This window comes from Micromonospora sp. H61 (assembly GCF_018070325.1).
GTDB classification, from domain to species: domain Bacteria; phylum Actinomycetota; class Actinomycetes; order Mycobacteriales; family Micromonosporaceae; genus Micromonospora; species Micromonospora salmantinae.
Genome location: NZ_JAGPXY010000001.1, coordinates 209,395 through 233,943 on the forward strand (window position 1 = coordinate 209,395; position 24,549 = coordinate 233,943).

The window sequence follows — 24,549 nt, forward strand, 5'->3', positions numbered from 1 at the left end:
GTGGTCCGCCGAGGTGGGGCGCTGCTGCTCATCGTCCTCCTGCTGTCCAGCGTCGCGTCGTCGGCCTCCGCCGACGGCGGTCTGATCACCAGCGACCCTGCCGCGGGTGCCGCCGTCTCGGTGGCACCCGCGGCCGTCGCGCTCACGTTCTCCGACGCGCCGGACCTGGCGCTCTCCCACGTCGCCGTGCTCGACGACGCGGGCAACCCGATCCAGTCGGGCGACGCGCGACAGGGCCCGGAGCGCACGGTGACCGTGCCGATCACCGTCGCCCGTCCGGGCAACCTGACGGTCGCCTTCCACATGGCACTCACCAACGGGGGCGAGGCCACCGGAAGCCTGCGGTTCAGCGTGGGCACCGGGGTGGCACCTCCGGCGCCGTCCGAGGTCGTCCGGCAGGCCACCGCCGACGCACTCACCGCGCACCAACACTCGATCGACCCGATGAGCGCCTTCCTGCTCTTCGTCGACGGGCTCGCCGTGGTGGTCGTGCTGGCACTGCTGTACCTCCGCCGGCCCTACCAGGCCGCGCCCGACACGCCCGACCCGCGTCCGTGATCATTCCGGCGGCGCCGGTGACCAGTCCACAAGGCCACCGGCTGAGTAGGTGACCGGCGGCTGCACGTCACAAGCAGAAGGGGCCCCGCCGGACGGCGGGGCCCCTTGCCGCCGGTCAACTGCCGAAGTTGGCGACCATGGCCGCGGCGATGCGCTCGCGCCAGACCGCGAACGCCGGGGTCTGCCCGTCAGCGGGCAGGTCGACAAGCGCCTCGTCGGTGACCTTCGAGGCGCTGGCCGGCGACATGCCGCAGAGCAGCTCGGTCGCCAGCTCGGTGTGAGGCTGCACGAGGTCGGCCTTGACCCGGGACGCCGCCGCGAAGGCGACACCCTGCATGAGCTGGGGGCGGTACGGGCCGGCCAGGTCCCGCAACCGGCGCAGCTCGGTGTCCGACGCGCCGCCCGCGTACCCCGCGGCGAGGCCGGTGCCCGCCCACAGGTCGGGTCGCCGCGCCACCGGGAAGCGGTTGAGCAGGCCGGCCACCGTCTCGGGATCGGTGCCACCGACGAACCACGACGCCCGGCCGATGCCCTGGTCGATGGCGTTGTTGGCGTACGGGTGGCCCGGCCACGGGAAGCGTTCGTCGCGGAACTGCTGGTGCACGTAGCGTTTGGTGACGAAGTAGGCCTGGTGGAACCCGTACCCGTCGAGGACCAGCCAGCGCAGCAGCGGGTCCGGGGCGTACAGGGTGGACCAGCGGAAACGGGGAAGTCGGGCCATCGCCCAGCCCACCCCGACGTAGACCATGTAGACGTGGTGTCGGGCCCGCCCGTCGAGGAAGTCGGCGACGTGCCGGGTCCCGCCGCCGGGCAACCCGTCGCGCATCGCCAGGGCCATCGCGGCGCCCTCGTAGGCGAAGCCGCGATAGCCGGTCGGCACCTGTTCCAGCGACGGTTCGGCATCCGTGGGCCGCTTCGCCTCGGCCGCGAACGCGTACCCGGCGAGGAATGTGCGGCCGACGGTCTCCAACCGCTCCCGCCCGGCGGCGGACTTCACATGGAAGCCGCGGACGTCCATCCTGGTGGCCGCGACGTCGGGGGTCAGCACCCTGCGTCGCAGGCTGCGCCAAACGCTCATCGAACCCTCCTGTCCTCATCGTGAATGGCGGCGAGGCGGGCCCGGATCCGGTGGCGCCACACCTCGTAGTCGGGTTCCTCGGTGTCGGCGAAACCCACGGCCGCGACCTCGTCGGCCAGTGCCGCGGCCTTCTCGGCGGGCAGGCCGGCGAGGATGGTGACACCCGCCTCGCTGTGTTCGGGCAGGTAGCCGGCGAAGGTACGCGCCTTCGCGGCGAAGACCGAGCCCTGCCCGAGGTGGTCGCGGTGCGCACCGGCGGCGGTGCGGAGGTGCCGCAGCCCTTCGGGTGTGGTGCCGCCGGCGAACGTCGCGGCCAGACCGACCCCGCTCCACAGGTCGGCCCGCCGCTCCGGGGCGAACCGTTCGACGGCCGCCGTGACGTCGGCGGGTTCGCCGCCGTGAATGAACCACAGCGCACGACCGATTCCCTGGTCGACGGCGCGCGGGAAGTAGTCGGCGCGGCCGAGCCACGGGTACGGCGCCAGCCTGCGCTGCTGCCCCACCCACCGGTCGGTCTCGAAGTAGGCGCGGTCGAAGCCGTAGCCGTCGACAGCCAACCAGCTCATGGTCGGGTAGTAGGGGGTGCCGGTCAGGTCCGGCAGCACGTTTTTCCACAGTGGACGGGGCAGCCGGGCCATCGCGAAGCCGATCCCGATGTAGGTCAGGAAGGTGTGTGGCAGGCCGGGGCCGCTCAGCAGGTCCCGGGCCTGGTGGCGCCGCCCGCCCGGCATGACGTCGCGGACCGTCAGTGCCATGGTGGCGCCCTCGTAGGCGAAGCCGCGCTGCTCCTGATCGACCAGCTCCAGGCGTCGCTCCAGTTCCCACTGGTCACGCGCCTCGATACCCCACTCGAAGCCGCAGATCACCGCCTGTGGGATCGCTTCCAGACGCTCGGTTGTCGGGCTCGGCCTGACCGGGAAGCCCCGGCCTTCGAACGTGACGTCGGTCAGCGACGGCGTCAGCGCCATCCGGCGGATCGCACCCAGCATCGGCATGTCGCTCGTACCTCCCAAGTTTTGTTCCATCGTGCGCGCGGGTGCCCCGGCGGTTCGTCTTCAGGCGTGCGCGGTCGGCCGACGGCACGACGGAAGAACGGCACGGATCGCGGCGGGAACACAATGTCCGCAGCGATGAATCTGCGGCCTGGAGGCATTTCGTGGAAGTTCCAGACAAGACCATCACGATCGAGGCTTTTGCCGACACGATCATTCCAGGAGAGAAACGCTGGCCGGGCGATCGCGCGATCGCGGGCGCCGCAACCGGCGCCGGCGCGGTCGCGGCCGGCGCGCTCGCACTACTGGAGCTGCCCGCGGGCGGTCTGGCCGAAGCGCTCGATTCCCTCGCGGTGACCCTGAACGAGCACGCCGACGATTACGCGCACGAAACCGGGCTCAGCCTCGATGCGTCGGTGCCGTCGTTCGTGGCACTGCCCTTCGACCACCGCACCGCGCTGGTGCGCATCCTTACCGACCCCGGCCATCCCGAGAAGCAGATGTGGGTGAGCCTTGCCCTCTTCTGCAACATGGCCTTTGACAGCGCGGCCCACATGAGCACGCCGACGGCCTTCGCGAGCGGCCATCCAGGGCTTCTCACCATCGGCTATTCCCAACCGAACGCCGACGGCATCTACCGGTTTCCGGAGTTCAGCTACGGACGGCAGCTCGCCGACCACCATCCACAAACGACAGCGACGGGGAGCCCCGCATGACCGCAACGGAATCGACCGACATCCTCGTCATCGGCAGCGGGTTCGGCGGCGCGATCGCTGCCTATCACCTCGCCGCCGGCGGCGCCTCGGTGGTGGTGTTGGAGCGCGGGCCCTGGCTGCGCGCGGACGAGTTCGACCACGACTTCGAACTCGGTAAGTCGTACACCCGGATCTTCGACTTCGTCGTGGGCGACGGGATGAGCATCCTGGGCGGCAACTGCGTGGGTGGCGGCAGTGTCGTCTACTTCGCGACCATGCCACGGGCGCCCCGGTTCGTCTTCGACCGGCAGGGCAGCATCGGCCGCCGGATGTGGCCGGCGGCGATCAACCGCGACACGCTAGACCCGTGGTACGACCGGGTCGCGGAGGCGCTGCCGATCACCCAGCAGACCTGGGACCGCATCCCCTATGCCGGCGGGCTCTGGGGGGCGGCGTGCCGGCACGCCGGACGGACCGCCAACCCGGCGCCGGCGGCGATCGACGTGGATCTCTGCACGAACTGCAACTGGATGATGGCCGGCTGCCGGTTCGACGCCAAGCGCTCGCTGTTGCTCAACTATCTACCGGCAGCTCTCGACCACGGTGCCGAAATCCGCCCGCTGCACGAGGTGCAGCATCTGTCCCGAAATTCCGACGGTGGCTATCGCGTCCATTACCGGATTGTCGACGGGGAGGACTACAGAATTCTGCACGAATCCGGCGAGATCGACGCGAAGATTGTCGTCGTCGCCGCCGGATCCGGTGCCACTCCAGTCATTCTGCAACGTTCGGAGCCACACCTCGGGAAAATGCCACACGCAGTTGGTCGGTATTTCTCGGGTAACGGCGAAAGGCTGAATACCGCTATTTTCGACGAAGAAAAGGTACGCGACGTGCTCGGCCTGAGCCGACCCGACGGACGCGCGTACTCCGCTTATCAGATCGGACGCGGCCCCACTGTCGCTTCCTGGGATAAGCTCGACGGCTCACTTCCCGAATACGAGCGTTTCTCCTTGGAGCAGCTCTACTTCCCGCCCGGTCTCGGCACGATTCTGGCGCAGGTTCCGGGCGCGACCGGGCCGAGCTGGTTCGGCCTGGAGAAGAAGGAGATGCTGCGTCAGTGGCAGTCGTGGTTGACGATCTTCACGATGTCGGAGGACGACAACGAGGGGATCTTCGGGCCGCCACCGGAGACCGGCAACGCGCATCGGCTGTCGCAGCAGATGCTCGGGGTGGGCTCGCTGCGCTACGAACCGACGAAGAACACGTGGCGCGGATGGTCGCTGTCCGACGCCGAGGTAAAGGACATTCTCGAACGGGACGGGCTGGCCCGGGTCGCCCCCTGGACCAACGACCTGGTCGGCGCGTACACGGTGCATCCACTCGCCTCCTGCCGAATCGGCGACGACCCGGCGACCTCGGCCCTCGACGACCGGCACGAATTGCGTGACCACCCGGGCATCTTCGTCACCGACGGCTCGGCGGTGCCCGGCGCCCTCACCGTCAACCCGGCCCTGACGATCGCGGCGCTGGCCGAGCGGGCGATGCCGGGAATCGTCGCCGCGGCCCAGGCGCGAGGGGTTCCGGTCAGCTACAACGGCACGTTGCCCGCCCCAGCCACGGCGCCCGCCGTCGCCGCTCCGGCGGGTTGATGCTCCGGGCGAACATTGACAATGCGGAAGATTGAACTTTACGCACCCTTTGAGATGTCTCGACTCCTGGACGTGTATTAGAGACTATCACTATCTACCACGGAGCCGCCCCTACTCCACGATTGCGCTCCGTATCCAAGCAAATCTGCAGTGTTGCGGCCGAGGGCGGGATCGACTAACGTCGACATGGATCTCGGTGGATCACCAACCGGACACCGGCGGTGACCGAGAGGCGTATCTCAGAAATTGATTTACGTCTTTGGTGAGACCGGCAAGCTGTTCTCACGAATTGCTGGGGAGGAATCGTGGGGGACGCGGTTGAGGAAGCAGCGAAGCGCGCAATTGAGACAATGCGCGAGAACCTCAGCGAGCAAATTACCGTAAGCGACATGGCCCGAGCGGCGATGTTCAGCAAATTCCACTTCACCAGGATATTCCAGCGCGCAACCGGAGTGTCGCCAGGTCGTTTCCTGTCGGCACTCCGGTTGCAACGCGCCAAGGATCTGCTGGTCTCGACGTCGCTCAACGTCGCACACATCAGCGTGCGAGTTGGCTACAACAGTGTCGGAACGTTCAGCTCCCGTTTCAGCAAGAGCGTTGGAATGTCACCGACGGCGTACCGCAAGCTGGCCGGGTACGCCCCGCACATTCCGGTGGCGCCGACGCCGGCCGCAGGCACACCATCGAAGGCCAGCATCCATGGCCAGGTCCACGCGTCCAGCCAGGCCAGCCCGGGCCTCGTGTTCATCGGTCTCTTCCCGGACCGCATACCCGAGGGCCGGCCGATCCGATGCACCATCCTGTCCGGTCCCGGGTTGTTCCACTTCACCGGCGTGCCGCCGGGCACCTGGTACCTGCTGTCCCAGTCGGTCACCGGCGATCCCACGGAGATCGCCACCGACCCGCACAGTCGTCCCGTCTTCGTCGCCACCCACGGGCCACTCGCCATCGCCCACGACACCGTGCTCACGGTGGATGTCGATCTACAGCCCGTGACGGCCCTGGACCCGCCGGTCCTGCTCGCTCTCCTCGACGCACGCAAGGTGGCGCTCAGCGTCGTGGCCGCCCAGGAGAAGGCTCGGGCAGCCACCATCCTCTCCGCACGCTTTCCGGCCCGGTCGGTCGACCGTCCGGCCGCCTGACCGGAATCACCCACCCGTGCCCGTGCCCCGCTTCCGGTGTGCACGGGCACGCGGTCGTGATTCAACGACACCGGCTCATCGAAGAGTGGTCGACATGACGGGTTTACCTGGGGGAACCGATGCGCATTTCCTATCTGAGCAAAGAGACGGGCCTACCCGTCGCCACAATCAAGTACTACCTCCGGGAACGGCTCCTTCCCCCTGGTAGACCCACCGGTCGCAACCAGGCCGACTACGACGACCGTCATCTGCGCCGCCTGCAACTCATCCGTGCGCTCACCCACGTCGGGAAGCTCGACCTGTCGACCGTCCGGCAACTGCTCGCGAGCATCGAGGACCGCCAGCTTCCCCTGGCCGGGCTCTACGAGGTGGCGCACTCACTCAGCGGCGGAGCCGCCAATCTGTCCGACGCCACCGCCGACGTCGACCAGTTCATCGACGAGCTGGGCTGGGCGGTGCACCCCGACGCGGCCGGGCGCGCCCAGCTCGCGCAGGTCGTCACCGCGCTGCGCCGGCTCGGCTGCGACTGCAGCATCCAGTTCTTCGCACCGTACGCGGCGATGACCGAGCAGCTCGTGGCACAGGAGATGGCCCTGCTGCCCGCCGACCACGCGGACGTCGATCGGGCGGCCGCGGTGGTTCGAGCGGTGCTGCTGGAGGTCGCCCTGACCGCTGTGCACCGGATGGCGCGCGAGCACTACGTAAACCAGTGGCTCGGCAAGGGCTCGTCCGAGCACCCCGCTCGCGCGGAGGCCACCGCGGACCGGGCGTGAGCCGCCGCGATCAGGGCGTGAGCCGCCGCGGAAAGGGCGTGAGCCGCCGCGGCGTGCGGTGAGCAGCCCAGGCGCGGGCTGACCGGGTGGAGCGCTGTGGTTGTCGTCGTCCACGACGAGGCCAGAGATCACGCGACAATGCCCGGACACGGGCTGTCCTCCTGTCGAAGCCCCCGATCGGATTCAACCGTGGTTGTCGTGGCCATCCGAGCATGCCGCTAACAGCGGTGCGCAGTCTTCTTTGAGAATGCCGAGTTGGACGCGACCAACGCGCACTCCAGGAGAACGGAACGGCCCCTGCCAGCACTAGCCTCGGCAACGTCGGGATGCAACACCGACCGACCTCCTCGCCACCATCCAAGAATCGAGGACCAGCGATGACCACCAGTTCTTCCGCACCGTTGGTGACTGGCATCTCCGGCGCCGACCAAGTGGCCATAGCGGCGGTACCCGGCCGCCTGGTCAAAGCGTGGGCGGCTCAGGACGCGCAGGCGTTCGCGGACATCTTCGTCGACGACGGGTCGATGTTGCTACCGGGTGTCTACCGCCAGGGCAAGGACAACATTCGCGATTTCATGTCGACAGCGTTCGGCGGCCCGTTCAAGGGCACCCGGGTCACCGGCACGCCGGTGGAGATCAAGGCGCTGGCCCCGGGTGCGGTCGCGCTGATCACGGAGGGTGGTGTCATCCCGGCCGGCGAGACGACGCTTCCCGACCGGGCGGCCATCCGCGCGTCCTGGATTCTCGTCAACCGCGACGGCGAGTGGCTGCTCGCCGTCTACCAGAACTGCCCGCGCGACCGCGTCGCCTGACCCGACCGGCACCCCAAACCGAACGACGCCGATGACTGCGAGAGTCATCGGCGTCGTTCTTGGCCGGCCGGTCAGCCTCTTGGCGGATCGAACAGGGTGGGGAACTTCGCGGTCAGGGCCAGGTCGCCCTTGGTCTTGAGGCGACCGCGCATCACCAGCGCCACCGCGTGCGCGTTGCCAGTGACGAGGTTGAGGAAGTCCACCCCACCCAGCGAGAGCGTGAGATCGGGGTGTCGACCGTTGCCCGGTGTGCTGACGCAGGCACCGTCGGCGATGACCATCTCGTAGACGTCGACGCCGCCGTCGGGCCGGTCGCCGATCCGCCAGTGGATCACGGCGGTGAGCGCGCCGGCACGATCGGCGCGAAACACCTGGGGCATGTTGGTGAAGATCTCGTCGATGACGTCCGTCCGCCGCGGGCCGTGCATCAGCCGGCGCAGCTCGCCGTTGGGGGTCTGCTTGACGAACACCGCGAGCTCGCGCGGGCTCATCGTTGTGGGGTCGCTCATAGGGATTAGGTTGGCCGATCGGCCACCGGACGGACATCTCCGAGAGTGCGTTCAGTGGCGGATCCGCGCAGGTCGCGCACGTAGCGAGACGACGGCGCGGGGGTGACCGTCCAATGATTGATCCGACCTGCTCCACAGGCGCGCACCGCGCACCAGCCGTCCGGCCGCGGGAACACCGGTGTCCCCTTCCGCGGCACGACACGAGCCCTGTAGCGGAAGGAAGAACCACATGTCAGCACAGCCCGATGTGTTCGCCGATCTGGTCAGCGAGGGCGATGCGTTCGACACGCTGATCGCCGACCTGGACGACGCCGGTTGGCGCACCGCGACGCCCGCCGTCGGCTGGACGGTCGCCCACCAGGTGGCCCACCTCTCCGCGGTGTTTCGCCTGGCGGGGCTCTCGGCGTCCGACCCGGACACGTTCAGCCGGTTCCTCTCCTCCATGAGCGGCAGCTTCGAGTCCAACGTCGCCGCCGCGATGGCCCCGTACCTCGCCGCCCCACCGCCGGCGCTGTTCGCCAAGTGGCAGGAGGAGCGGTCGACAGCGGAGAAGGCGTTGGCGGCGCACGCGCCGACCGACATCGTGCCGTGGCTGGTCCGTCCGATGCCGGCCGCCATCCTGGCGGGCGCCGGCATGATGGAGCTGTTCGGCCACGGGCAGGACGTCGCCGACGCACTCGGCGTCGAGCGCCGGCACACCGACCGGATCCGGCACCTGTGCGGGTTCGCCGCACGCACCTGGGACTTCGGTTACCTGGCCCGCGAGGAGGACGTTCCGGACGTGGAGTTCGGCTACACCCTCACCGCCCCGTCCGGCGCCACCTGGACGTTCGGCCCGCCGGACGCGGACCAGCGGATCAGCGGCCCGGCTGTCGACTTCTGCCTGCTGGTGACCCGCCGACGGCACCGCGACGACCTGCGGCTGAGCGCGGTCGGCCCGGACGCCGAGCACTGGCTGGACATCGCGCAGGCGTACCGGGGTCCGGCCGGATCGGGCCGCCAGCCCGGCCAGTTCGCCGCCGCGACGCGCTGACGACGGGGGTACGACGATGACGGCACCGACCCTGCGGGCGATCCGGGGCGCGATCCAGGTCGACCGGGACAGTCCAGATGTGGTCGGGGCCGGTACGCGGCTCCTGCTCGACGAGGTCGTCCGGCGCAACGACCTGCCGCCGGACGACCACGACAGCATCCGGTTCACCGCCCCACCCGCCCTGGTGCGCTGTGTCCCGGCGGTCGCCGCCCGGCAGCTCGGTCTGCACGACGTACCCCTGTTGTGCGCCGCCGAGATCGACGTGCCCGGCGCGCTGCCCCGGGTCGTGCGGATGCTGGCCCACGTGCTGACCGCACGGCCGCGAGCGGCCGTGCGGCACGTCTATCTCGGGGGCGCCGAGGTGCTGCGCCCCGATCTGTCAGCGATGCAGCTCGCCGGCGTTCACGTCGAGACACTGCCCGGTGATGGCGCTGGCCAGGTCTGACGCGAGGAAGACGACGGCGTTGGCCACCTCGTCCGCCTCGGGCAGGCGACGCAGGTCGAGGCTCGCCGCCGTCTCGTCGTAGACCTGCTTCTCGGTGATGCCGCGTTCCTGGGCCAGGTAGGCGAAGTAGCCGCGGAGCCCGTCGGACCAGACGTAGTTGGGCATCACCGTGTTCACCCGCACGCCTGATGGACCCAGCTCGGTCGAGAGGCTCTGCGCCAGCGCGAGCAGACCGGACTTCGACATCCGGTACGCGCCGAACGACGGCTTCGACTGCCGTACCACCATCGCATTGATCATGACGATGGCGCCGTTGTGCTCGGTCAGCGTCGGGGCCAGCCGTTGGGTGATCCGCAGCGCCCCGAACACGTCGGTTTCCAGGCTCGCCCGCACGGCGTCGACGTCGATCGCTGTGAGGTCGGCGAAGGCCGGCACCGCGAACGCGTTGTACACCAACACGTCCACCCGCCCGAACGCCTGCAGCGCCGAGTCGGCCAGGGCGGCGACCGCGGCGTCGTCGGTCAGGTCGGTCGGTGCCGCGAGCGCCCGCCGGCCGAGCTGTTCGACCTCCTTGGCGACCTCGGCGAGGACCGACTCGTTACGCGCGGCCAGTACGACGTCGGCGCCGGCCCGGGCACAGGCGAGCGCGATCGCCCGTCCGAGCCCGGGCCCCACACCGGCGACCACTGCGACTTTGTCCTGCAACATCAGCGCTCCTCACGTCGAGAGATCGTTGCGCGCCCACCGCAGGTGATCGAAGGACGCGAGGTCCGGCACGGTCCAGCCGTCGATGTCGTACTCGCTCATGCACTCGTCGACGAACCGCTTGTAGCCGTCTATCTGCCCCGAGGCGAGTTGCGCGAAGTACATCTCGACCCGGGTGTTCTCGTGGTTGCCGGAGTAGTTGCGCTCGTAGAGCTCGTGCCGTCCGCCGAACTCGGTGCCGACCGCGTCCCACAGCAGCTTCATCAGCTTCACCCGCTCCATCGCGGTGCTGCCGTCGGAGCCCCGCATGTACTGGTCCAGGTATCCGCGGATCGCCGGGTTCTTGAAGTCGTCGGCGCTGGAGTTGAGGTAGATGAGCCCGCTGGCCACGTCCTGCATGATGATCTCGCGGACCCGGGGATAACCCACCTGCATGAACCACCGGTACGCCTGCCCGTACTCCGGGTTCGGCAGCACCGCCCCGTTCTTCCACGGCACGGGGTTGCGCGCGGCGGCGTCGGACAGCGCCCAGAAGAGATTGCGCCAGGCCAGCACCTCACCCAGGCGGCTCTGCACCCCCCGGAAGTCCTTCGTGCCGGTCATGTCCAACGCCTTGGCCAGCAGGCCGGCGATGAATTCGAGTTTCACCGCCAGCCGGGTCATGCCGTGGAACGTGAACCGCTCGGTGAACCCCGAGCGCCCGCCGAACATCTGCACCTTGCCAAGGTCGCCGTAGACGAACACGTTCTCCCACGGGATCTCGACCTTGTCCAGGATGAGCACCGTGTCGTTCTCGTCCAGCCGTGACGACAGTGGGTAGTCGAACGGGCTGCCCATCACCGCTGCCGTCGCGGCGTACGACGGCCGGCAGATCAGCTTCATCCCGCGGGCGCCCATCGGCACCGTGGCGATCAGCGCGAACTCCCGCCGTTTGACAGGCATTCCGTGGTGCGAGATGAAGTTGAAGTGGGTCAGCGCGGACCCGGTCGCGACGACCTTCGCGCCGCTGACGATCAGGCCGGAGTCGGTCTCCCGCTCGACGTGGACGAACACGTCGCGTACCTCGTCGGGCGGCCGGTTACGGTCGACCGGTGGGTGCACGACCGCGTGGTTCCAGAACTGCACCTGCTCCTGGGAGCGGCGGTACCAGGCCCGGGCGTTGTCCGCGTACTCGCCGTAGAAGTCGGCGTTCGCGCCGAGGGTGCCGAGGAAGGATGCCTTGTAGTCCGGACTGCGCCCCATCCAGCCGTAGCTCATCCGGGCCCACGCCGCGATGGCCTTCTGGTCGGCGACCAGGTCCTCGGCGCTGTGCGGCGTGGTGAAGAACCGGTGGGTGAAGCCCGTGCCGCCGCTGTCCACCGGTGCGGTGAGCACCGGTGCGGTGGCCGGGTCGTGGAGCGAGTCGTAGAGCCGCGCGGTCATGCGTACCGCGTTGGCGAACGCCGGATGCGTCGTGACGTCCTTGACCCGGTCGCCGTAGAGGTAGATCTCGCGATCGTCACGCAGGCTCTCGATGTACTCCGCGCCGGTGTAGGGCCTGGTCACCGTAGGTCGCTCTGCTGAGCGCTCGCGGCAGCGGCGGCGAACTCACCGCGGGACAGGGCGGCGGTGACGGTCTCCAGGTCGTCGGCCATGTAGCGGTCGCGGTCCAGAGTCGGCACCATCGACCGGACGTGGTCGTAGGTGGCCTTGGCGACCGGGCTCAGGTCGCCGTACCGCTTGGAGATGTCGACGGCCTGCGCCGCGGCCAGGTACTCCAGGGCCAGGATCGTGTCGTTGTTGCGCAGCACCCGGCGGGCGTTGCGGGTGGAGATCAGCCCCATGCTGACCACGTCCTGGTTGTCGCCGTTGGACGGGACGCTCTGCGTGCTCGCCGGCCCGATGGTGCGGTTCTCCGCGATCAGGGCGGTCGCGGGGTACTGGGCGCCGGCGAAACCGCTGTTCAGGCCCGGATCACCGGTGACCAGGAACTCCGGCAGACCGTAGCTCAGGTGCCGGTTGAGCAGGCGGTTGGACTGCCGCTCGGAGAGCACGCCGAGCTGGGTCAGCGCGATCGTGAGGAAGTCCATGACGAACGCGACCGGCTGTCCGTGGAAGTTGGCGCCGTGGAAGATCTCCTCGCCCTCGAAGAAGAGCGGGTTGTCGTTCGCCGAGTTCAACTCGATGCCGATCTTGTTGATCGCGTGGTAGAGCGTGTCCCGCACGGAGCCCAGGATCTGCGGGATGGCCCGCAGTGAGTACGCCTTCTGCAGGTAGACCTTCGTCCGCGTGACGTCCTTGCCGGACTCCTTGCCGGCGGCCACCTCCTTGCGCAGCTCACTATGCTCCACAGTGGACAGGCTGCCGCGCATCAGCGTCCGCAGGTTGGCCGCCGTGTCGATCTGCCCCTGGTGCGGTCGCGCGATGTCGTGCCCCTCGGGCTGGAACGGGCTCATCGAGCCCCGCAGCGCCTCGATCACCAGGGCGGTGACGATCTCCGCCTGGCGTACCTGCGTCATGGCCCGGTCAGCCACGAGCGCGCCGACACCGGTCATCGCCGACGTGCCGTTGATCAGCGCGAGCCCCTCCTTGAAACGCAGTTCCAACGGCTCGATGCCGTGCTTGCGCAACACCTGACCGGTGGGCACCTTGCCGGTGCCGTCGAGCACGTAGCCCTCGCCGATCACCGTGGACGCGATGTGCGACAGCGGCGCGAGGTCGCCGCTCGCGCCGAGCGAACCGATCTCCGGAATGGCCGGGGTGATGCCCAGGTTGAGGTAGAGCGCGAGCCGCTCCAGCAACTCGGGGCGTACCGCGGAGTGGCCCTTGGCCAGCGCGTTGAGCCGAGCGGTCACGATCGCCCGCGACTCGTCCCGGGCGAACAGCGGGCCGACGCCGGCGCTGTGGCTCCGCACCAGGTTGGTCTGGAGTTCGACCTCCTTGGAGGGGTCGACCAGCATGTAGATCATCTCGCCGTATCCGGTGGTCACCCCGTACACCGGGATGTCCTGACGCACGATGTCCTCGAACATCGCGCGGCTCTTGCCCGCTCGGGCGAGCGCCGACGGCGACACCTCGCAGGTGGCGTCGTCCTCGGCGATCCGGCGAATGCCCGGAATGTCGAGAGTGTCGCCGTCCAGCACGACAATGTTCTCGTTCGTTGTCACTGTCCTCACCTCATCACAGCCGTGGTGCCGGGTCGGGTCTGGTGGGCTCGCCGGAATGGGCGACGCCCGGTGCCTGCCGTCGTGGTCCGTCCTCGTCGCCGGCGACGCTGACAGCGTTGGCGAGGGTGCGGAGCGACGGGTTGGCGTAGAAGTCGCGGATCGGCACGTGCACGCCGAACCGTTCGGAGACGCGGTGGAGCAGAGCCGGGATCAGCGCGGAGCGTCCGCCGGCCGTGAAGAAGCTGTCGTCGAGGCCCGGTACGCCCGCGTCGACCACCTCGGCCCACAGGGCCGCGAGGGTCTGCTCGGTGTCGGTCAGTGCCACCGTCGCCGCAGCCCCCATCGGGCGCGCCAGCTCGGGCAGCCGCCGCCGGTCGACCTTGCCCCCGATGTTGCGGGGAAGCCGGTCGTGCACGGTACGGAACACGACGGGGATCACCTTGCCGAGCCGCTGGCGCAGGTGGGCCCGCCACACCTCGGGCGAGCCCTCTCCGGCTCGGATCGGCACGACGTACGCGTCGAGGCGGTTGACCATCCCGTCCGGTCCGCGGACCGCGACCACGCCGCACTCACGTACCGAGGAGTGCGTCTGCAGCGCGGCCTCGACGTCGCCCAGTTCGAGGCGCACGCCGTACACCTTGATCTGGAAATCCTCGCGGCCCCGGTATTCCAGGGCGCCGTCGAAGCGCCAACGGCCCAGATCACCTGTGCGGTAGGTGCGGATGTCGGACTGTCCACCGACCGGGGCGAACGCCGTGGACGGATCGACCGCGCCGAGATAGCCGGCGGCCACGAAGGGACTGCGGATGACGATGGCGCCTGTGACACCCTGCGGACAGGGCCGCTCGTCGGCGTCGAGGACGAGCACCTGCCGGCCGGGAATCGCCCGTCCGATCGGCGTCGAACCATCCACCGGTCGGTCGATCGGCTGCCAGGTGGCCGCGATCGTCTCGGTCGGCCCGTAGAGATTCGCCAGGTGCACGTCGGGCAGGCTGCCGTGCAACCGGTTGACCAGTTCGCCCGGCAGCGCCTCACCCATCAGCAGCAGGTGCCGCAGGGCGCGCATGGGCCGGTCCGCGCGGCTCGTGACCACCCGCAGCAGTTCCCGGGCGAAACTCGGCACGGTCTGCAGGTGGGTGATCTCCCGGTTGGCCATCCAGTCGACGAGCCTCTCGCCGTGGATCCGGATGTCCGGCGCGGGCAGGCACAGCGTGCCGCCGCTGGTCAGGGTGGCGAACACCTCGCACAGGGCGGGGTCGTGGTCGGGTGCCACCCACTGCGCTACCCGGGCGCCGCCGCCCATCTCGAACTGCGTGCCGAGCCAGGTGACGAACTGGCCGAACGCCGAGTGCGGCTGGGCGATGCCCTTGGGCCGTCCGGTCGATCCGGAGGTGTAGGCGACGTAGGCGACCGCGTCAGCGTCGACCGTCGGCAGCGCCCCGGCCCCGGTCAGGGTCGCCACGTCGTGCACGGCGATGTCGAGTTCGATGCGTGCCCAGCGGGCCAGCTCGTCGTCGTCCGGGTCACCGGCGACCAGCAGACACGCGGGACGCAGGTCGGCGAGCACGGCGCGACCGCGATCACCCACGTCCCCGGTGCCGAACCAGCACAGGTGGTCGCCGGCGACGAGCACCCCGAGCAACGCGGCGATCTGCTCCGGGCCGGAGGGGAGTCGCACCACCACCGGCCGTCCGCCCGCACCCCGCGCGAGCAGGGCGGCGGCGATTTCCCGGGCCCGCGACCACAGCCCGGCGTACGTGAGACCGCCGCTGTCGGTGAGCACCGCCAGGCGCTCCGGGTGGGCGTCGACGATCCGTCGCACCAGTTCGTGCACCGGCGCGTCGACCGGTGGTCCGTCGGCGATCCGGTCGTCACCGCCCAGCTCATGGGCGGAGGGGGTCGGCTGGTCCATCGGCAGGGCGGTCGCCGGCGTGTCCGGCGTGGCGACCCCGGCGGCGAGGACGGTCAGCACCTGGTTGGCGATCCGTTCGACGGATTCGTCGTCGAACAGCTCGGCGCGGTAGGCGAAGGTGCCGATCGTCGCCGGCCGGGTCGCCACCCGCAGTTCCAGGTCGGCCATCGTCGCCGGCGGGTCGACGTCCTGCCGGCTGGCCGTGGTGTGGGCCAGGCGCAGGGTGGAGTGTTCCTCGGCTGCCTCGTCGACCAGCACGTTGACCAGCGGGATCGTGCGCGGGTCCCGGGGTGCGCCGAGCAGTTCGACGAGACGGCCGAACGGCAGGTGCCGCTGGTCGGACAGCGCGTCGAGACGGCCGGCGACCTGGTCGACAAGCTCTCGGAAGGTCGGCGCGCCGGTCAGGTCGACATCGATCAGGGCGAGGTTCTCGAACGGCCCGACCAGCCCGGTCGGTGTGGTCGCGAGCCGGGTGCCGACCCGGGTGCCGACCGCGATCCGGCGCTCCCCGCTGTAGCGGGCCAGCACCACCTCCAGGGCGGCGAGCACGACCGCGAGCGGAACCGTGCCGGCGTCGAGCGCGAGCCGGTGTACGTCGGCGGTCAGCTCGACACCCCAGTCGAAGTGGTACACGCCGGCCCGCCAGTCGACGTCGGCGCCCCGGTGCCGGTCGGTGGGCAGCTCGACCGGCGCCGGCGGGGTGGCCTCGCGCCACCATTTCTCGGCCCGTCGGGCGGCGGCCTCGACCGCGCGTGCGGCGCGCACGTGCTCGGAGAACCGCGGTGCGGCATCCGCGCCGACCGGGCGCGCCGGTGTGCCGCCCAGAGCCTCGGCGTAGTGCCGACCCAGCTCGTCGATCAGGGTCGACATCGAGGTCTCGTCGGCGACGATCTGGTGCACGACGAGCACCAGGCAGTGCCGCAACGGGGCCAGCCGGGCCACGGTGAGCCGGGCCATTGGGCCCCGGTCGAGGAGGAACGGGGCCGCCACCTCGGCGGCGAGGAACGCCTCGACCGTCGGTTGGCCCTGGCGTCCGCCGGTCGAGCAGTCCACCACGGACATCACGGCGGGCAGGCTCTCGTCGAACACGGCGCGGCCGGATTCGGTGAAGCGGACGCGCAGGATCTCGTGCCGGTCGACAAGCGTCGTCCAGGCCGTCCGCAGCGCGGCGACCTCGAGCGGACCGGCGATCCGGTACGCCCGGTAGCGGTGCAGCGCCGGGGACCGGGGCGTCAGACGGTCGAGGAACCAGAGGCCGTCCTGTGCCGCGGAGGTGGGAAGCACGCTCGTCGTGTCGTGAATGGACATCTGCGACCGCCCCCTTCTGCTCGGAAAAGTATGTCAATGCAGGGTTCCGGCCCTCAACTTCCGAATTGCGGTGTTGAAGGGGTTACGTTCTCGGCGCGCAGGCGCTACGCGGCGAGCGACGCCAGGCTCTCGGCCCGGCTGGTGTCCTCCCAGGTGAAGGTGGGCAACTGCCGACCAAAGTGCCCGTACGCCGACGTCGCTCCATAGATCGGGCGGAGCAGGTCGAGGTCCCGGATGATGGCCGCCGGGCGCAGGTCGAACACCTCCGCCACTGCCTTCTCGATCCGCTCCGGCGCGACGGTCTCGGTGCCGAACGTCTCGATCGACAGGCTCACCGGCTCGGCGACGCCGATCGCGTACGCCACCTGGGTCTCGCACTTCCGGGCCAGGCCGGCCGCGACGATGGTCTTCGCCACCCACCGCATCGCGTACGCCGCCGAACGATCCACCTTGGACGGATCCTTGCCGGAGAACGCGCCACCACCGTGGCGGGCGTACCCGCCGTAGGTATCGACGATTATCTTTCGGCCGGTCAGTCCCGCGTCACCCATCGGGCCACCGATCTCGAATCGCCCGGTGGGGTTGACCAGCAACCGGAAATTGTCCACGTCGAGGTCGAGCGGTTCCAATTCCGGAAGCACGACGCTGTCCCGGACCTCCGGGCTCAGCATCGACTCCAGCGAGATGTGGGGGGCGTGTTGAGCCGAGACCACCACGGTGTCGACCCGCACCGGACGCCCGGCGTCGTACTCGATGGTGACCTGGGTCTTGCCGTCCGGCCACAGGTACGGCAGCAGGCCGTCCTTGCGCACGGCGGTGAGCCGGCGGGACAACCGGTGGGCCAGCGCGATCGGCAGCGGCATGAGCTCCGGCGTCTGATCGCACGCGAAGCCGAACATCATCCCCTGGTCGCCCGCGCCCTGCGCGGCGCCCGCCTGGTCCACCCCGAGGGCGATGTCGCGCGACTGCGCGCCGATCGACACGCTGACGCCGCAGGACGCTCCGTCGAAACCCTTGTGCGACGAGTCGTACCCGATGCCCAGGATCGTCTCCCGGACGATCGTCGGGATGTCGGTGTAGGCGCTGGTGGTCACCTCGCCCGCGACGTGCACCTGACCTGTGGTGATGAGCGTTTCGACGGCGACCCGGCTGTGCGGGTCCGCGGCCAGCAGCGCGTCGAGAATGCCGTCGCTGATCTGGTCGGCGATCTTGTCGGGGTGACCCTCGGTCACCGATTCGGACGTGAAGAGGTGGCGTCCCATGGCTTCCCCGTTTCAGGGTGGTCGGATCACTTGATGGCGAGCGGGTTGATCGGCGAACCGACAGCGCGGGTGATCTTGAGCGGCGGCGCCGCGAAGAAGAACTCCCACACCCCGTCGGCTCGGCAGTCCTCGGTCAGCTCCTCGAAGTCGAGGATCTCGCCGAGCGTCAGGCCCATGTCCCGGATCAACACCATGTGCACGGCCAGGAAGGCGCCCGGGTCCTCGCCCGGCAACGCCTCGACGGCCCAGTTGTCGGCGCAGACCGCCGCGACGTCGCGGTCCCGCAGCCACTGGCAGCTGGCCAGCCCCAGGCCGGGTTCCCCGGCCATGAATCCGGCGTCCTGCCCCTGCTCGACGAACTTGCGCCGCCAACCGGTACGGACCAGCAGGATGTCTCCCGGACCGACGTCCACGCCGCCCTGCCGGGTGATGGCCGCGTCCAGATCGGCGGGGGTGATGACGTCGCCGACCTCCAGCCACGGCACGCCGCGCACCGCGGGGATATCGAGCAGCACACCCCGACCGGCGATCCCCTTGCCCTGCCGGTCGATTCCGCAGCGGGCGGCGCCCTTGACGGTCAGCTCGTCGGCGGGAAAGCCGTTGTAGAACTGGCCGTCGTAGAAGACGTGGGCCAGCGCGTCCCACTGCGACGATGCCTGGATCGGCATGAACAGGAAATCGTCGGCGTACCGGAAGCCACCGGGAAACACCTGCTCCGCGCCGGTCTCCGACATCAGGTGTACGGGGTTGCTGCGGAAGCGGCCGTTCTGCGGCCCCTTGTCGTCCAGGTTGATCCCCAGGTCGAAGGTCCGTCCCGCGCGAATCAGTCGGCCGGCCGCGACCAACCGCTCCGGTGTGATGAGGTTGATGGTGCCGCGCTCGTCGTCCGGGCCCCAGCGACCCCAGTTTCGCAGCCGCTCCCCCACCGCCCGGAAGTCGTCGACCCGGGGTTCGGTGTGGGTCACGAGCCGGCCCGCACGACGCGGGCGAACGCCCGCACGTCGCCGACGAACAGGTCGGGCTCCTCCAGGGCCGCGAAGTGGCCACCACGGTCGAACTCCGACCAGTGCCGCAGGGTCGGGAAGTCGCGCTCGACGAACCGGCGGATCGGTAGGAACACACCCTGCGGGAACACCGCGACGCCGAGCGGCTGCCGGATCGGCGCGTAGCGCACTGTGGGGTTCGAGATTGGCAGGTAGTCGACGGTCTCGTAGTAGAACTGCGCCGACGAGCCGGCCGTGCCGGTGAACCAGAAGATCGAGGCGATGGCCAGGATCCGGTCCCGTTCGACCGCGTCCTCGGGCACCTTGCCGGCGTCGGCCCAGTCCTTGAACTTCTCCACGATCCAGGCGAGCTGGCCGACCGGCGAGTCGCTCAACGCGTACGCGATGGTGTGCGGCCGGGTCGCCTGCAGCTTCATCGAACCGGCCAGCACGTCGAGGAAACGCTGCGAGCGGGCCAGGCGCCGCCGATCCTCGTCGTCGAGCACGTCCGAGCCGTCGGCCGCCGGCGTGGTCACCAGCGTGTTCAGGTGAAGACCCACGACGTGCTCCGCGTCGATCTGGGCCAACGCGTACGAGATGCCGGCGCCGAAGTCGCCGCCCTGCGCGAGATAGCGGTCGTAGCCGAGCCGGCTCATCAGCTCCGCCCAGGCCTTGGCGACAGTGAGGTTGTTCCAGCCGGGCGCCGGCATCGGCCCGGAGAACCCGAATCCCGGCATCGACGGGATCACCAGATGAAAGGCGTCGGCCGCGTCCCCGCCGTGCGCGACGGGGTCGGTCAGCGGGCCGATCACGTCGAGGAACTCGGTCACCGAGCCGGGCCAGCCGTGCGTGATGATCATCGGACTGGCGTTCGGCTCCGGTGAGCGTACGTGCAGGAAGTGCACAGGCGAGCCGTTGATGGTGGTGACGAACTGTGGCACCTCGTTGATGCGCCGCTCCATCGCGCGCCAGTCGAACTCGTCGCACCAGTAGTCCGCGAGTTCGCGTAGGTAGTCGACGGGCACGCCGCGGTCCCAGCCGGCGTCGAAGAGCACGGGCCAGCGGGTCTCCCGCAGTCGGCGGCGGAGATCGTCCACGTCCTCCTGAAGAATGTCCACCCGGAACCGTTCCATATCGGAAATCCCTTCGACGACGGGCGCAGCAAAGTCCGCTACGACGGAAGTCAATATCACCTGCCTGAACCGGAACGGCGCACCTTCCATATTGCTCCGGTTCGGCTCTTGCCCCGGCCGGGAGCAGCGCACTCCGGAAGATGCGTGACGGCAGCGGTGGTGCAAGGGTCATATGGGCGTCCGCCGTCAGTTCCGACGCGCAATTCACGGACTCCCCAACCCTTCGAGGAGGATCGATGTCGATCACCGACGCTCCGCCCCGCGCCGACCTCGTCCGCGCGGCCGCCGAGCTGGTGCCGTTGCTGGCCCGGCACGCCCAGTGGAGCGAGGACAATCGCCGACTGCACGACGAGGTCGTGGAGGCGTTGAGTGACGCGGGCATCCTGCGGATGCGGGTGCCCGAGAGGTTCGGCGGCTCCGAGTCCGACACTCGCGCCGTCGTCGAGGTCATCGCCGAACTGGCCCGTGGTGACGGCTCAGCCGCCTGGACCGTGGCGGTCTGGCACATCAGCAGCTGGATCACCGGCCTCTTCCCGGACTCGGTGCGGGAAGAGGTCTTCGCCGACCCGTCGGTCCGGATCAGTGGCATCCTCAGCCCGACCGCCGTGGCCGTCCCGACCGAGGGCGGCTACCTGCTCAACGGCAAGTGGTCGTTCAACACCGGCGCGACGCAGAGCCAGTGGAACGCCAACGCCGCCGTGCGGCCCACCCCCGACGGGGGCTACGAACCGATCATGACCCTGATCCCGATGGCCGACCTGCAGGTCATCGACGACTGGCACACGTCGGGCCTGCGCGGCTCCGGCAGCGTCTCGACGGTCGCCGACGGCGTGTTCCTGCCCGAGGAGCGCGTCATGTCGATGGTCCCGATCATCATGGGTCAGCACCCGCTGCAGCAGGACCCGAACACCACGATGTGGGGTGGCCCCTTCATGCCGGTGGCCTGCGCGACCGTCGGCGCGACCGCGCTGGGCCTGGCCCGCGCCGCCAAGGAGGCGTTCTTCGAGCGGCTCCCCGGCCGAAAGATCACCTATACCGACTATCCCGACCAGAGCCAGGCGCCGCTGACCCACCTCCAGGTCGCCGAGGCCGAAATCAAGATCGACCAGGCAGAGTTCCACGAGTACCGGGCCGCCGACCGGGTGGACCGCAAGGGCAAGTCGGGCGAGGAGTGGACGCTCGAGGAACGCGCCAAGGCACGCCTCGACCTCGGCGCCGCCTGCCAGGCGGCCAAGGACGCCGTCGACGTGCTCCGCACGGCGAGCGGAGGATCCTCGGTCTACCAGCATGTGCCGATCCAGCGGATCCAGCGCGACGTCCAGACGCTGAACCTGCACGCGATCATGCACCCCAACACCAACCTCGAACTGTACGGCCGGATTCTGTGCGGAATGGGGCCGAACACGCAGTACCTGTAACAGGGGCGCACAGCGCGGCCGGGTCCGGATGCGGCAATCGCTCCGGGCCCGGCCGTCCGTTTGTCTGGGCTATTCGAATGAGCCCGACGAGAGCGCAATAGCGAAGAACACATTCGGCGATATCACCGACATCATATGCGGTGGGGGTCGCCGAATTCGCCGGCCGACCCGTGCGGCAACCATCAGCTCTTATCTCGGGAGGATTCCCATGCCGATCGACCCACCTGGCACGCTGACCGTCACCGATATCGAAAAGCAGGTCGAATCCATCTGGCGGGACGTTCTCAACGTACCCGCCGACCAGACCGACGGAACGTTCTTCGAGCTGAATGGGCAGTCCATCTCCGCCGTGCGGATCGTCGCCCGCGTACAGGAGGAGATCGGCGTCCAGATGGACCTTGGTGACCTCTTCGAAGACCCCGACCTGGCCACTTTCACGCGCGACATCGTCGCGAAGGCCGAAGCCCGAGGAAGGTAGTCCGACCATGGTGGAGTTCGTCCGGGTGACGTCCGATGCCCCCCTCGACGACGTGGTCACCGTGCTGGAGCGCGACGGCTGCATCATCATCGAGAACTTCGTCGACCAGACCACGCTCGACGGCCTCTGGGAAGACCTGGGCCCCCTGCTCGACGGCACGCGCTACAGCAAGAGCGGGTACGACGGTCACCTGACCCGACGGGTCTCGTCGCTGTTCCGGCGTACCAGCCACCTGACCCCGATCTTCCTGCACCCGCTGTATCTGGGCGCGGCGCGGCAGATCATGGAGAAGCCGGTGCACATGTGGGTCGGTCAGGCCCGCATCGAGATGACGCCCAACATCCAGATCAGCGCGACCCAGGCCATCCAGATCGACCCGGGGCAGGGCCGTCAGCCGCTGCACCGCGACGACTCGCTGCACCTGCGTCGACACCCGGGCCCGACGACGCGGGTGCAGTTGATGCTCGCGCTGAGCGAGTTCACCCAGGAGAACGGCGCCACCCTCGTGATCCCGGGCAGCCATCACTGGGACGACGAGCGTGCCCCGCGCTACAACGAGGCGATCCCGGCCGCGATGCCCGCCGGGTCGGCGCTGCTCTGGCTGGGCGGCGTCTACCACGGTGGCGGCGGCAACGTCTCCACCGAGTCGCGGACCAGCCTCACCGTCTCCTACGACCTCGGCAACCTGCGGCAGGAGGAGAACCAGTTCCTGGCGGTGCCGCGCGACGTCGTCCTCACGCTCCCCGAGGAGGTCCAGCGCCTGCTCGGCTACGACCGTTGCCCGCCTGGCGTGGGCTGGTACGAGATGGAGGACCCCCACATCCTGCTCACCGACCCGGACGCCGACCCGGCGGTGCTCGAGAGCCCCGCACGGACCTGAGCATGTCCGACGTGGTGGACGAAGCGGCCGCCCCGCCCGCTGTCGGTGGGGCGGCCGTCCTGTTCGCACGATCAGAGATGCGTCCACCGGCCGGCGGATGTGAGGGTCTGATGGTCGTCGCCCAGCGGAGGGACCCACCCACATGACCGACATCCTGCCCGACGACCCGCGCTACGCCGCACTCGTCGAGGGATACAACCACCGCTTCACCGGCCGCCCCGATTACGTCCGTCAGGTCCGCACCACCGCCGAGGTCGCCGCCGCCGTGCGGGAGGCCGTCGACTCGGGGCGGCGGGTGGCGGTGCGCAGCGGCGGCCACTGCTTCGAGGACTTCTTCGCCAATCCCGAGATCCAGATGCTGATCGACCTCGCGCCGATGAGCGCGGTGTCCTACGACGCGCACCGGCGGGCAATCATGGTCGAGGCCGGCATCACTCTCGGGGCGCTCTACCCGATCCTTTACGACACCTGGGGCGTCACGATCCCCGGCGGCACCTGCTTCGAGGTCGGCGTCGGCGGCCACATCACCGGCGGCGGCTACGGTCACCTGTCCCGCCGCGACGGACTGGTCGTCGACCACCTGTACGCGGTGGAGGTGGTCGTCGTCGACGAGTCGGGCACCGTCGACGTGGTGGTCGCCACCCGGGAGCCCGACGACCCGCACCACGAGCTGTGGTGGGCGACCGCGGGCGGCGGCGGCGGCAGCTTCGGCGTGGTCACCCGGTTCTGGCTGCGCAGCCCGGGAGTCGACTCCGACGACCCGTCGCGTCTGCTGCCCACGGCGCCCCGCCGGATCCGCCGCTGCGACGTGCTGTGGTCGTGGGACGGGATGACCGAGGACGCACTGACCCGACTGATCGCGAACTACTGCGGCTGGCTGGAGCGGCACAGCGCCGTCGACGCACCGGAGACCCAGCTGTGGAGCAACCTCATCGTCATGCACCGCTCGGCCGGCATCGTGGCGCTCACCGCTGTTATCGACGACGCGGTCGAGGGTGCCGCCCGGATGCTCGACGACCAGCTCGCGGCGATCGGGGACGGCACCGGGTTGACCCCCCGGTCCGTCGACCGGAACGTGGTCGACTGGATGGCGAGCTGGATGCCCTCATACAGCTGGCCCAGCGACCCGAAGGGGCGCTACAAGAACAAGGCCGGCTATCTACGCCGGGGCTACACCGACAAGCAACTGGCCACGATCTTCCGCTACCTGGCCGACCCGGAGTACGCCAACCCGGCTGCCGGCATCGTGCTCACCGCGTTCGGCGGACAGGTCAACGCGGTGCCGTCGGACGCCACCGCCGCGGCACAGCGGGACAGCGTGGTGAAGGCGTCGTACAGCGCGGGCGCCTGGCAGTCACCCGACGACGACGCCGTCAACACCGCCTGGGTCCGCGCGTTCTACCGGGACGTCTACGCCGAGAGCGGCGGCGTCCCGGTGTCCGGCGACGTCAGTGACGGCTCCTACATCAGCTACCCCGACGTCGACCTGGCCGATCCGGAGTGGAACACCTCCGGCGTGCCCTGGCACACCCTCTACTTCAAGGACAACTATCCCCGCCTCCAGCGGGTCAAGCGCCGCTACGACCCCCGGGACATCTTCCGGCACGGTCTGTCGGTGCGGCTGCCCGATTGAGC

At 69.4% G+C, this 24,549-nt stretch carries 22 protein-coding genes; 12 read left to right on the forward strand and 10 right to left on the reverse strand.

The window, feature by feature from the left end:
* Entirely contained in the window at positions 1-558 is a 558-nt protein-coding gene (locus KBX08_RS00875; RefSeq protein ID WP_210780579.1) for a copper resistance protein CopC, read from the forward strand.
* 115 nt (positions 559-673) lie between these two features.
* Here KBX08_RS00875 and KBX08_RS00880 read toward each other — a convergent pair whose 3' ends face one another.
* On the reverse strand, positions 674-1,636 hold the full coding sequence (locus KBX08_RS00880) for a DUF1702 family protein (protein ID WP_210780580.1): 963 nt from the start codon (positions 1,634-1,636) through the stop codon (positions 674-676).
* Complete coding sequence (locus KBX08_RS00885; RefSeq protein WP_210780581.1) at positions 1,633-2,631, reverse strand: DUF1702 family protein; 999 nt, start codon at positions 2,629-2,631, stop codon at positions 1,633-1,635. Before KBX08_RS00885 ends, KBX08_RS00880 begins: the two co-directional genes overlap by 4 nt.
* A 182-nt stretch (positions 2,632-2,813) precedes the next feature.
* On the opposite strand from KBX08_RS00885, the gene KBX08_RS00890 reads away from it, so the two are divergent.
* From KBX08_RS00890 to KBX08_RS00910, 5 genes are all read left to right on the forward strand, one after another.
* Entirely contained in the window at positions 2,814-3,344 is a 531-nt protein-coding gene (locus KBX08_RS00890) for a DUF5987 family protein (RefSeq protein WP_210780709.1), read from the forward strand.
* Positions 3,341-4,975, forward strand: a complete 1,635-nt coding sequence (locus tag KBX08_RS00895) for a GMC family oxidoreductase N-terminal domain-containing protein (protein WP_210780582.1) — start codon at positions 3,341-3,343, stop codon at positions 4,973-4,975. Before KBX08_RS00890 ends, KBX08_RS00895 begins: the two co-directional genes overlap by 4 nt.
* 350 nt (positions 4,976-5,325) lie before the next feature.
* Positions 5,326-6,117 carry an AraC family transcriptional regulator gene (locus KBX08_RS00900; protein ID WP_247668695.1) on the forward strand — a complete coding sequence of 264 codons (792 nt, stop codon included), beginning with the start codon at positions 5,326-5,328 and terminating at the stop codon, positions 6,115-6,117.
* A 119-nt stretch (positions 6,118-6,236) separates the two neighbouring features.
* Complete coding sequence (locus tag KBX08_RS00905) at positions 6,237-6,890, forward strand: MerR family transcriptional regulator (protein WP_210780584.1); 654 nt, start codon at positions 6,237-6,239, stop codon at positions 6,888-6,890.
* Positions 6,891-7,267: 377 nt separating this feature from the next.
* Complete coding sequence (locus KBX08_RS00910; RefSeq protein WP_210780585.1) at positions 7,268-7,702, forward strand: SgcJ/EcaC family oxidoreductase; 435 nt, start codon at positions 7,268-7,270, stop codon at positions 7,700-7,702.
* 71 nt (positions 7,703-7,773) lie between these two features.
* Here KBX08_RS00910 and KBX08_RS00915 read toward each other — a convergent pair whose 3' ends face one another.
* Complete coding sequence (locus KBX08_RS00915; RefSeq protein WP_210780586.1) at positions 7,774-8,211, reverse strand: SCP2 sterol-binding domain-containing protein; 438 nt, start codon at positions 8,209-8,211, stop codon at positions 7,774-7,776.
* Positions 8,212-8,440: 229 nt separating this feature from the next.
* Between KBX08_RS00915 and KBX08_RS00920 the strand changes: the two genes are divergently transcribed.
* Together KBX08_RS00920 and aroH are read left to right on the forward strand one after the other, a co-directional pair.
* A complete protein-coding gene (locus tag KBX08_RS00920) occupies positions 8,441-9,244 on the forward strand; it encodes a TIGR03084 family metal-binding protein (RefSeq protein ID WP_210780587.1) in 804 nt (267 codons plus the stop codon).
* Positions 9,245-9,260: 16 nt separating this feature from the next.
* Positions 9,261-9,689 carry a chorismate mutase gene (aroH, locus tag KBX08_RS00925; protein ID WP_210780588.1) on the forward strand — a complete coding sequence of 143 codons (429 nt, stop codon included), beginning with the start codon at positions 9,261-9,263 and terminating at the stop codon, positions 9,687-9,689.
* Here aroH and KBX08_RS00930 read toward each other — a convergent pair.
* The 7 genes from KBX08_RS00930 to KBX08_RS00960 all read right to left on the reverse strand — a co-directional run bounded on the left by KBX08_RS00930 (position 9,624) and on the right by KBX08_RS00960 (position 20,138).
* Positions 9,624-10,400 carry an SDR family oxidoreductase gene (locus KBX08_RS00930; protein ID WP_210780710.1) on the reverse strand — a complete coding sequence of 259 codons (777 nt, stop codon included), beginning with the start codon at positions 10,398-10,400 and terminating at the stop codon, positions 9,624-9,626. The two genes, aroH and KBX08_RS00930, sit on opposite strands and share 66 nt — an antisense overlap.
* Positions 10,401-10,406: 6 nt before the next feature.
* A complete protein-coding gene (locus KBX08_RS00935; protein WP_210780589.1) occupies positions 10,407-11,939 on the reverse strand; it encodes a 4-hydroxyphenylacetate 3-hydroxylase family protein in 1,533 nt (510 codons plus the stop codon).
* Complete coding sequence (cmdF, locus tag KBX08_RS00940) at positions 11,936-13,540, reverse strand: tyrosine 2,3-aminomutase (RefSeq protein WP_210780590.1); 1,605 nt, start codon at positions 13,538-13,540, stop codon at positions 11,936-11,938. The genes KBX08_RS00935 and cmdF overlap by 4 nt, the downstream gene beginning before the upstream one ends.
* Positions 13,541-13,553: 13 nt before the next feature.
* Positions 13,554-16,760, reverse strand: coding sequence for an AMP-binding protein (locus KBX08_RS00945; RefSeq protein WP_210780591.1), 3,207 nt, complete (start codon positions 16,758-16,760; stop codon positions 13,554-13,556).
* A 104-nt stretch (positions 16,761-16,864) separates the two neighbouring features.
* Positions 16,865-18,022 (reverse strand): methionine adenosyltransferase, encoded by a 1,158-nt coding sequence (metK, locus tag KBX08_RS00950; RefSeq protein ID WP_210780592.1) that lies wholly within the window; start codon positions 18,020-18,022, stop codon positions 16,865-16,867.
* Between the two features lie 26 nt (positions 18,023-18,048).
* On the reverse strand, positions 18,049-18,987 hold the full coding sequence (locus KBX08_RS00955; RefSeq protein WP_210780593.1) for a cyclase family protein: 939 nt from the start codon (positions 18,985-18,987) through the stop codon (positions 18,049-18,051).
* Positions 18,984-20,138, reverse strand: a complete 1,155-nt coding sequence (locus tag KBX08_RS00960) for an epoxide hydrolase family protein (protein ID WP_210780594.1) — start codon at positions 20,136-20,138, stop codon at positions 18,984-18,986. Before KBX08_RS00960 ends, KBX08_RS00955 begins: the two co-directional genes overlap by 4 nt.
* Before the next feature lie 236 nt (positions 20,139-20,374).
* On the opposite strand from KBX08_RS00960, the gene KBX08_RS00965 reads away from it, so the two are divergent.
* The 4 genes from KBX08_RS00965 (at position 20,375) to KBX08_RS00980 (ending at position 24,547) form a co-directional block, all read left to right on the forward strand.
* Entirely contained in the window at positions 20,375-21,556 is a 1,182-nt protein-coding gene (locus tag KBX08_RS00965; protein WP_210780595.1) for an acyl-CoA dehydrogenase family protein, read from the forward strand.
* 208 nt (positions 21,557-21,764) lie between these two features.
* Positions 21,765-22,034, forward strand: a complete 270-nt coding sequence (locus KBX08_RS00970; RefSeq protein WP_210780596.1) for a phosphopantetheine-binding protein — start codon at positions 21,765-21,767, stop codon at positions 22,032-22,034.
* A gap of 7 nt (positions 22,035-22,041) precedes the next feature.
* Positions 22,042-22,914, forward strand: coding sequence for a phytanoyl-CoA dioxygenase family protein (locus KBX08_RS00975; protein ID WP_210780597.1), 873 nt, complete (start codon positions 22,042-22,044; stop codon positions 22,912-22,914).
* 142 nt (positions 22,915-23,056) lie between these two features.
* The gene (locus KBX08_RS00980; RefSeq protein WP_210780598.1) at positions 23,057-24,547 is read left to right on the forward strand and encodes an FAD-dependent oxidoreductase; all 1,491 of its coding nucleotides are present in this window, start codon (positions 23,057-23,059) and stop codon (positions 24,545-24,547) included.
* The last annotated feature ends 2 nt before the right edge of the window (positions 24,548-24,549 follow it).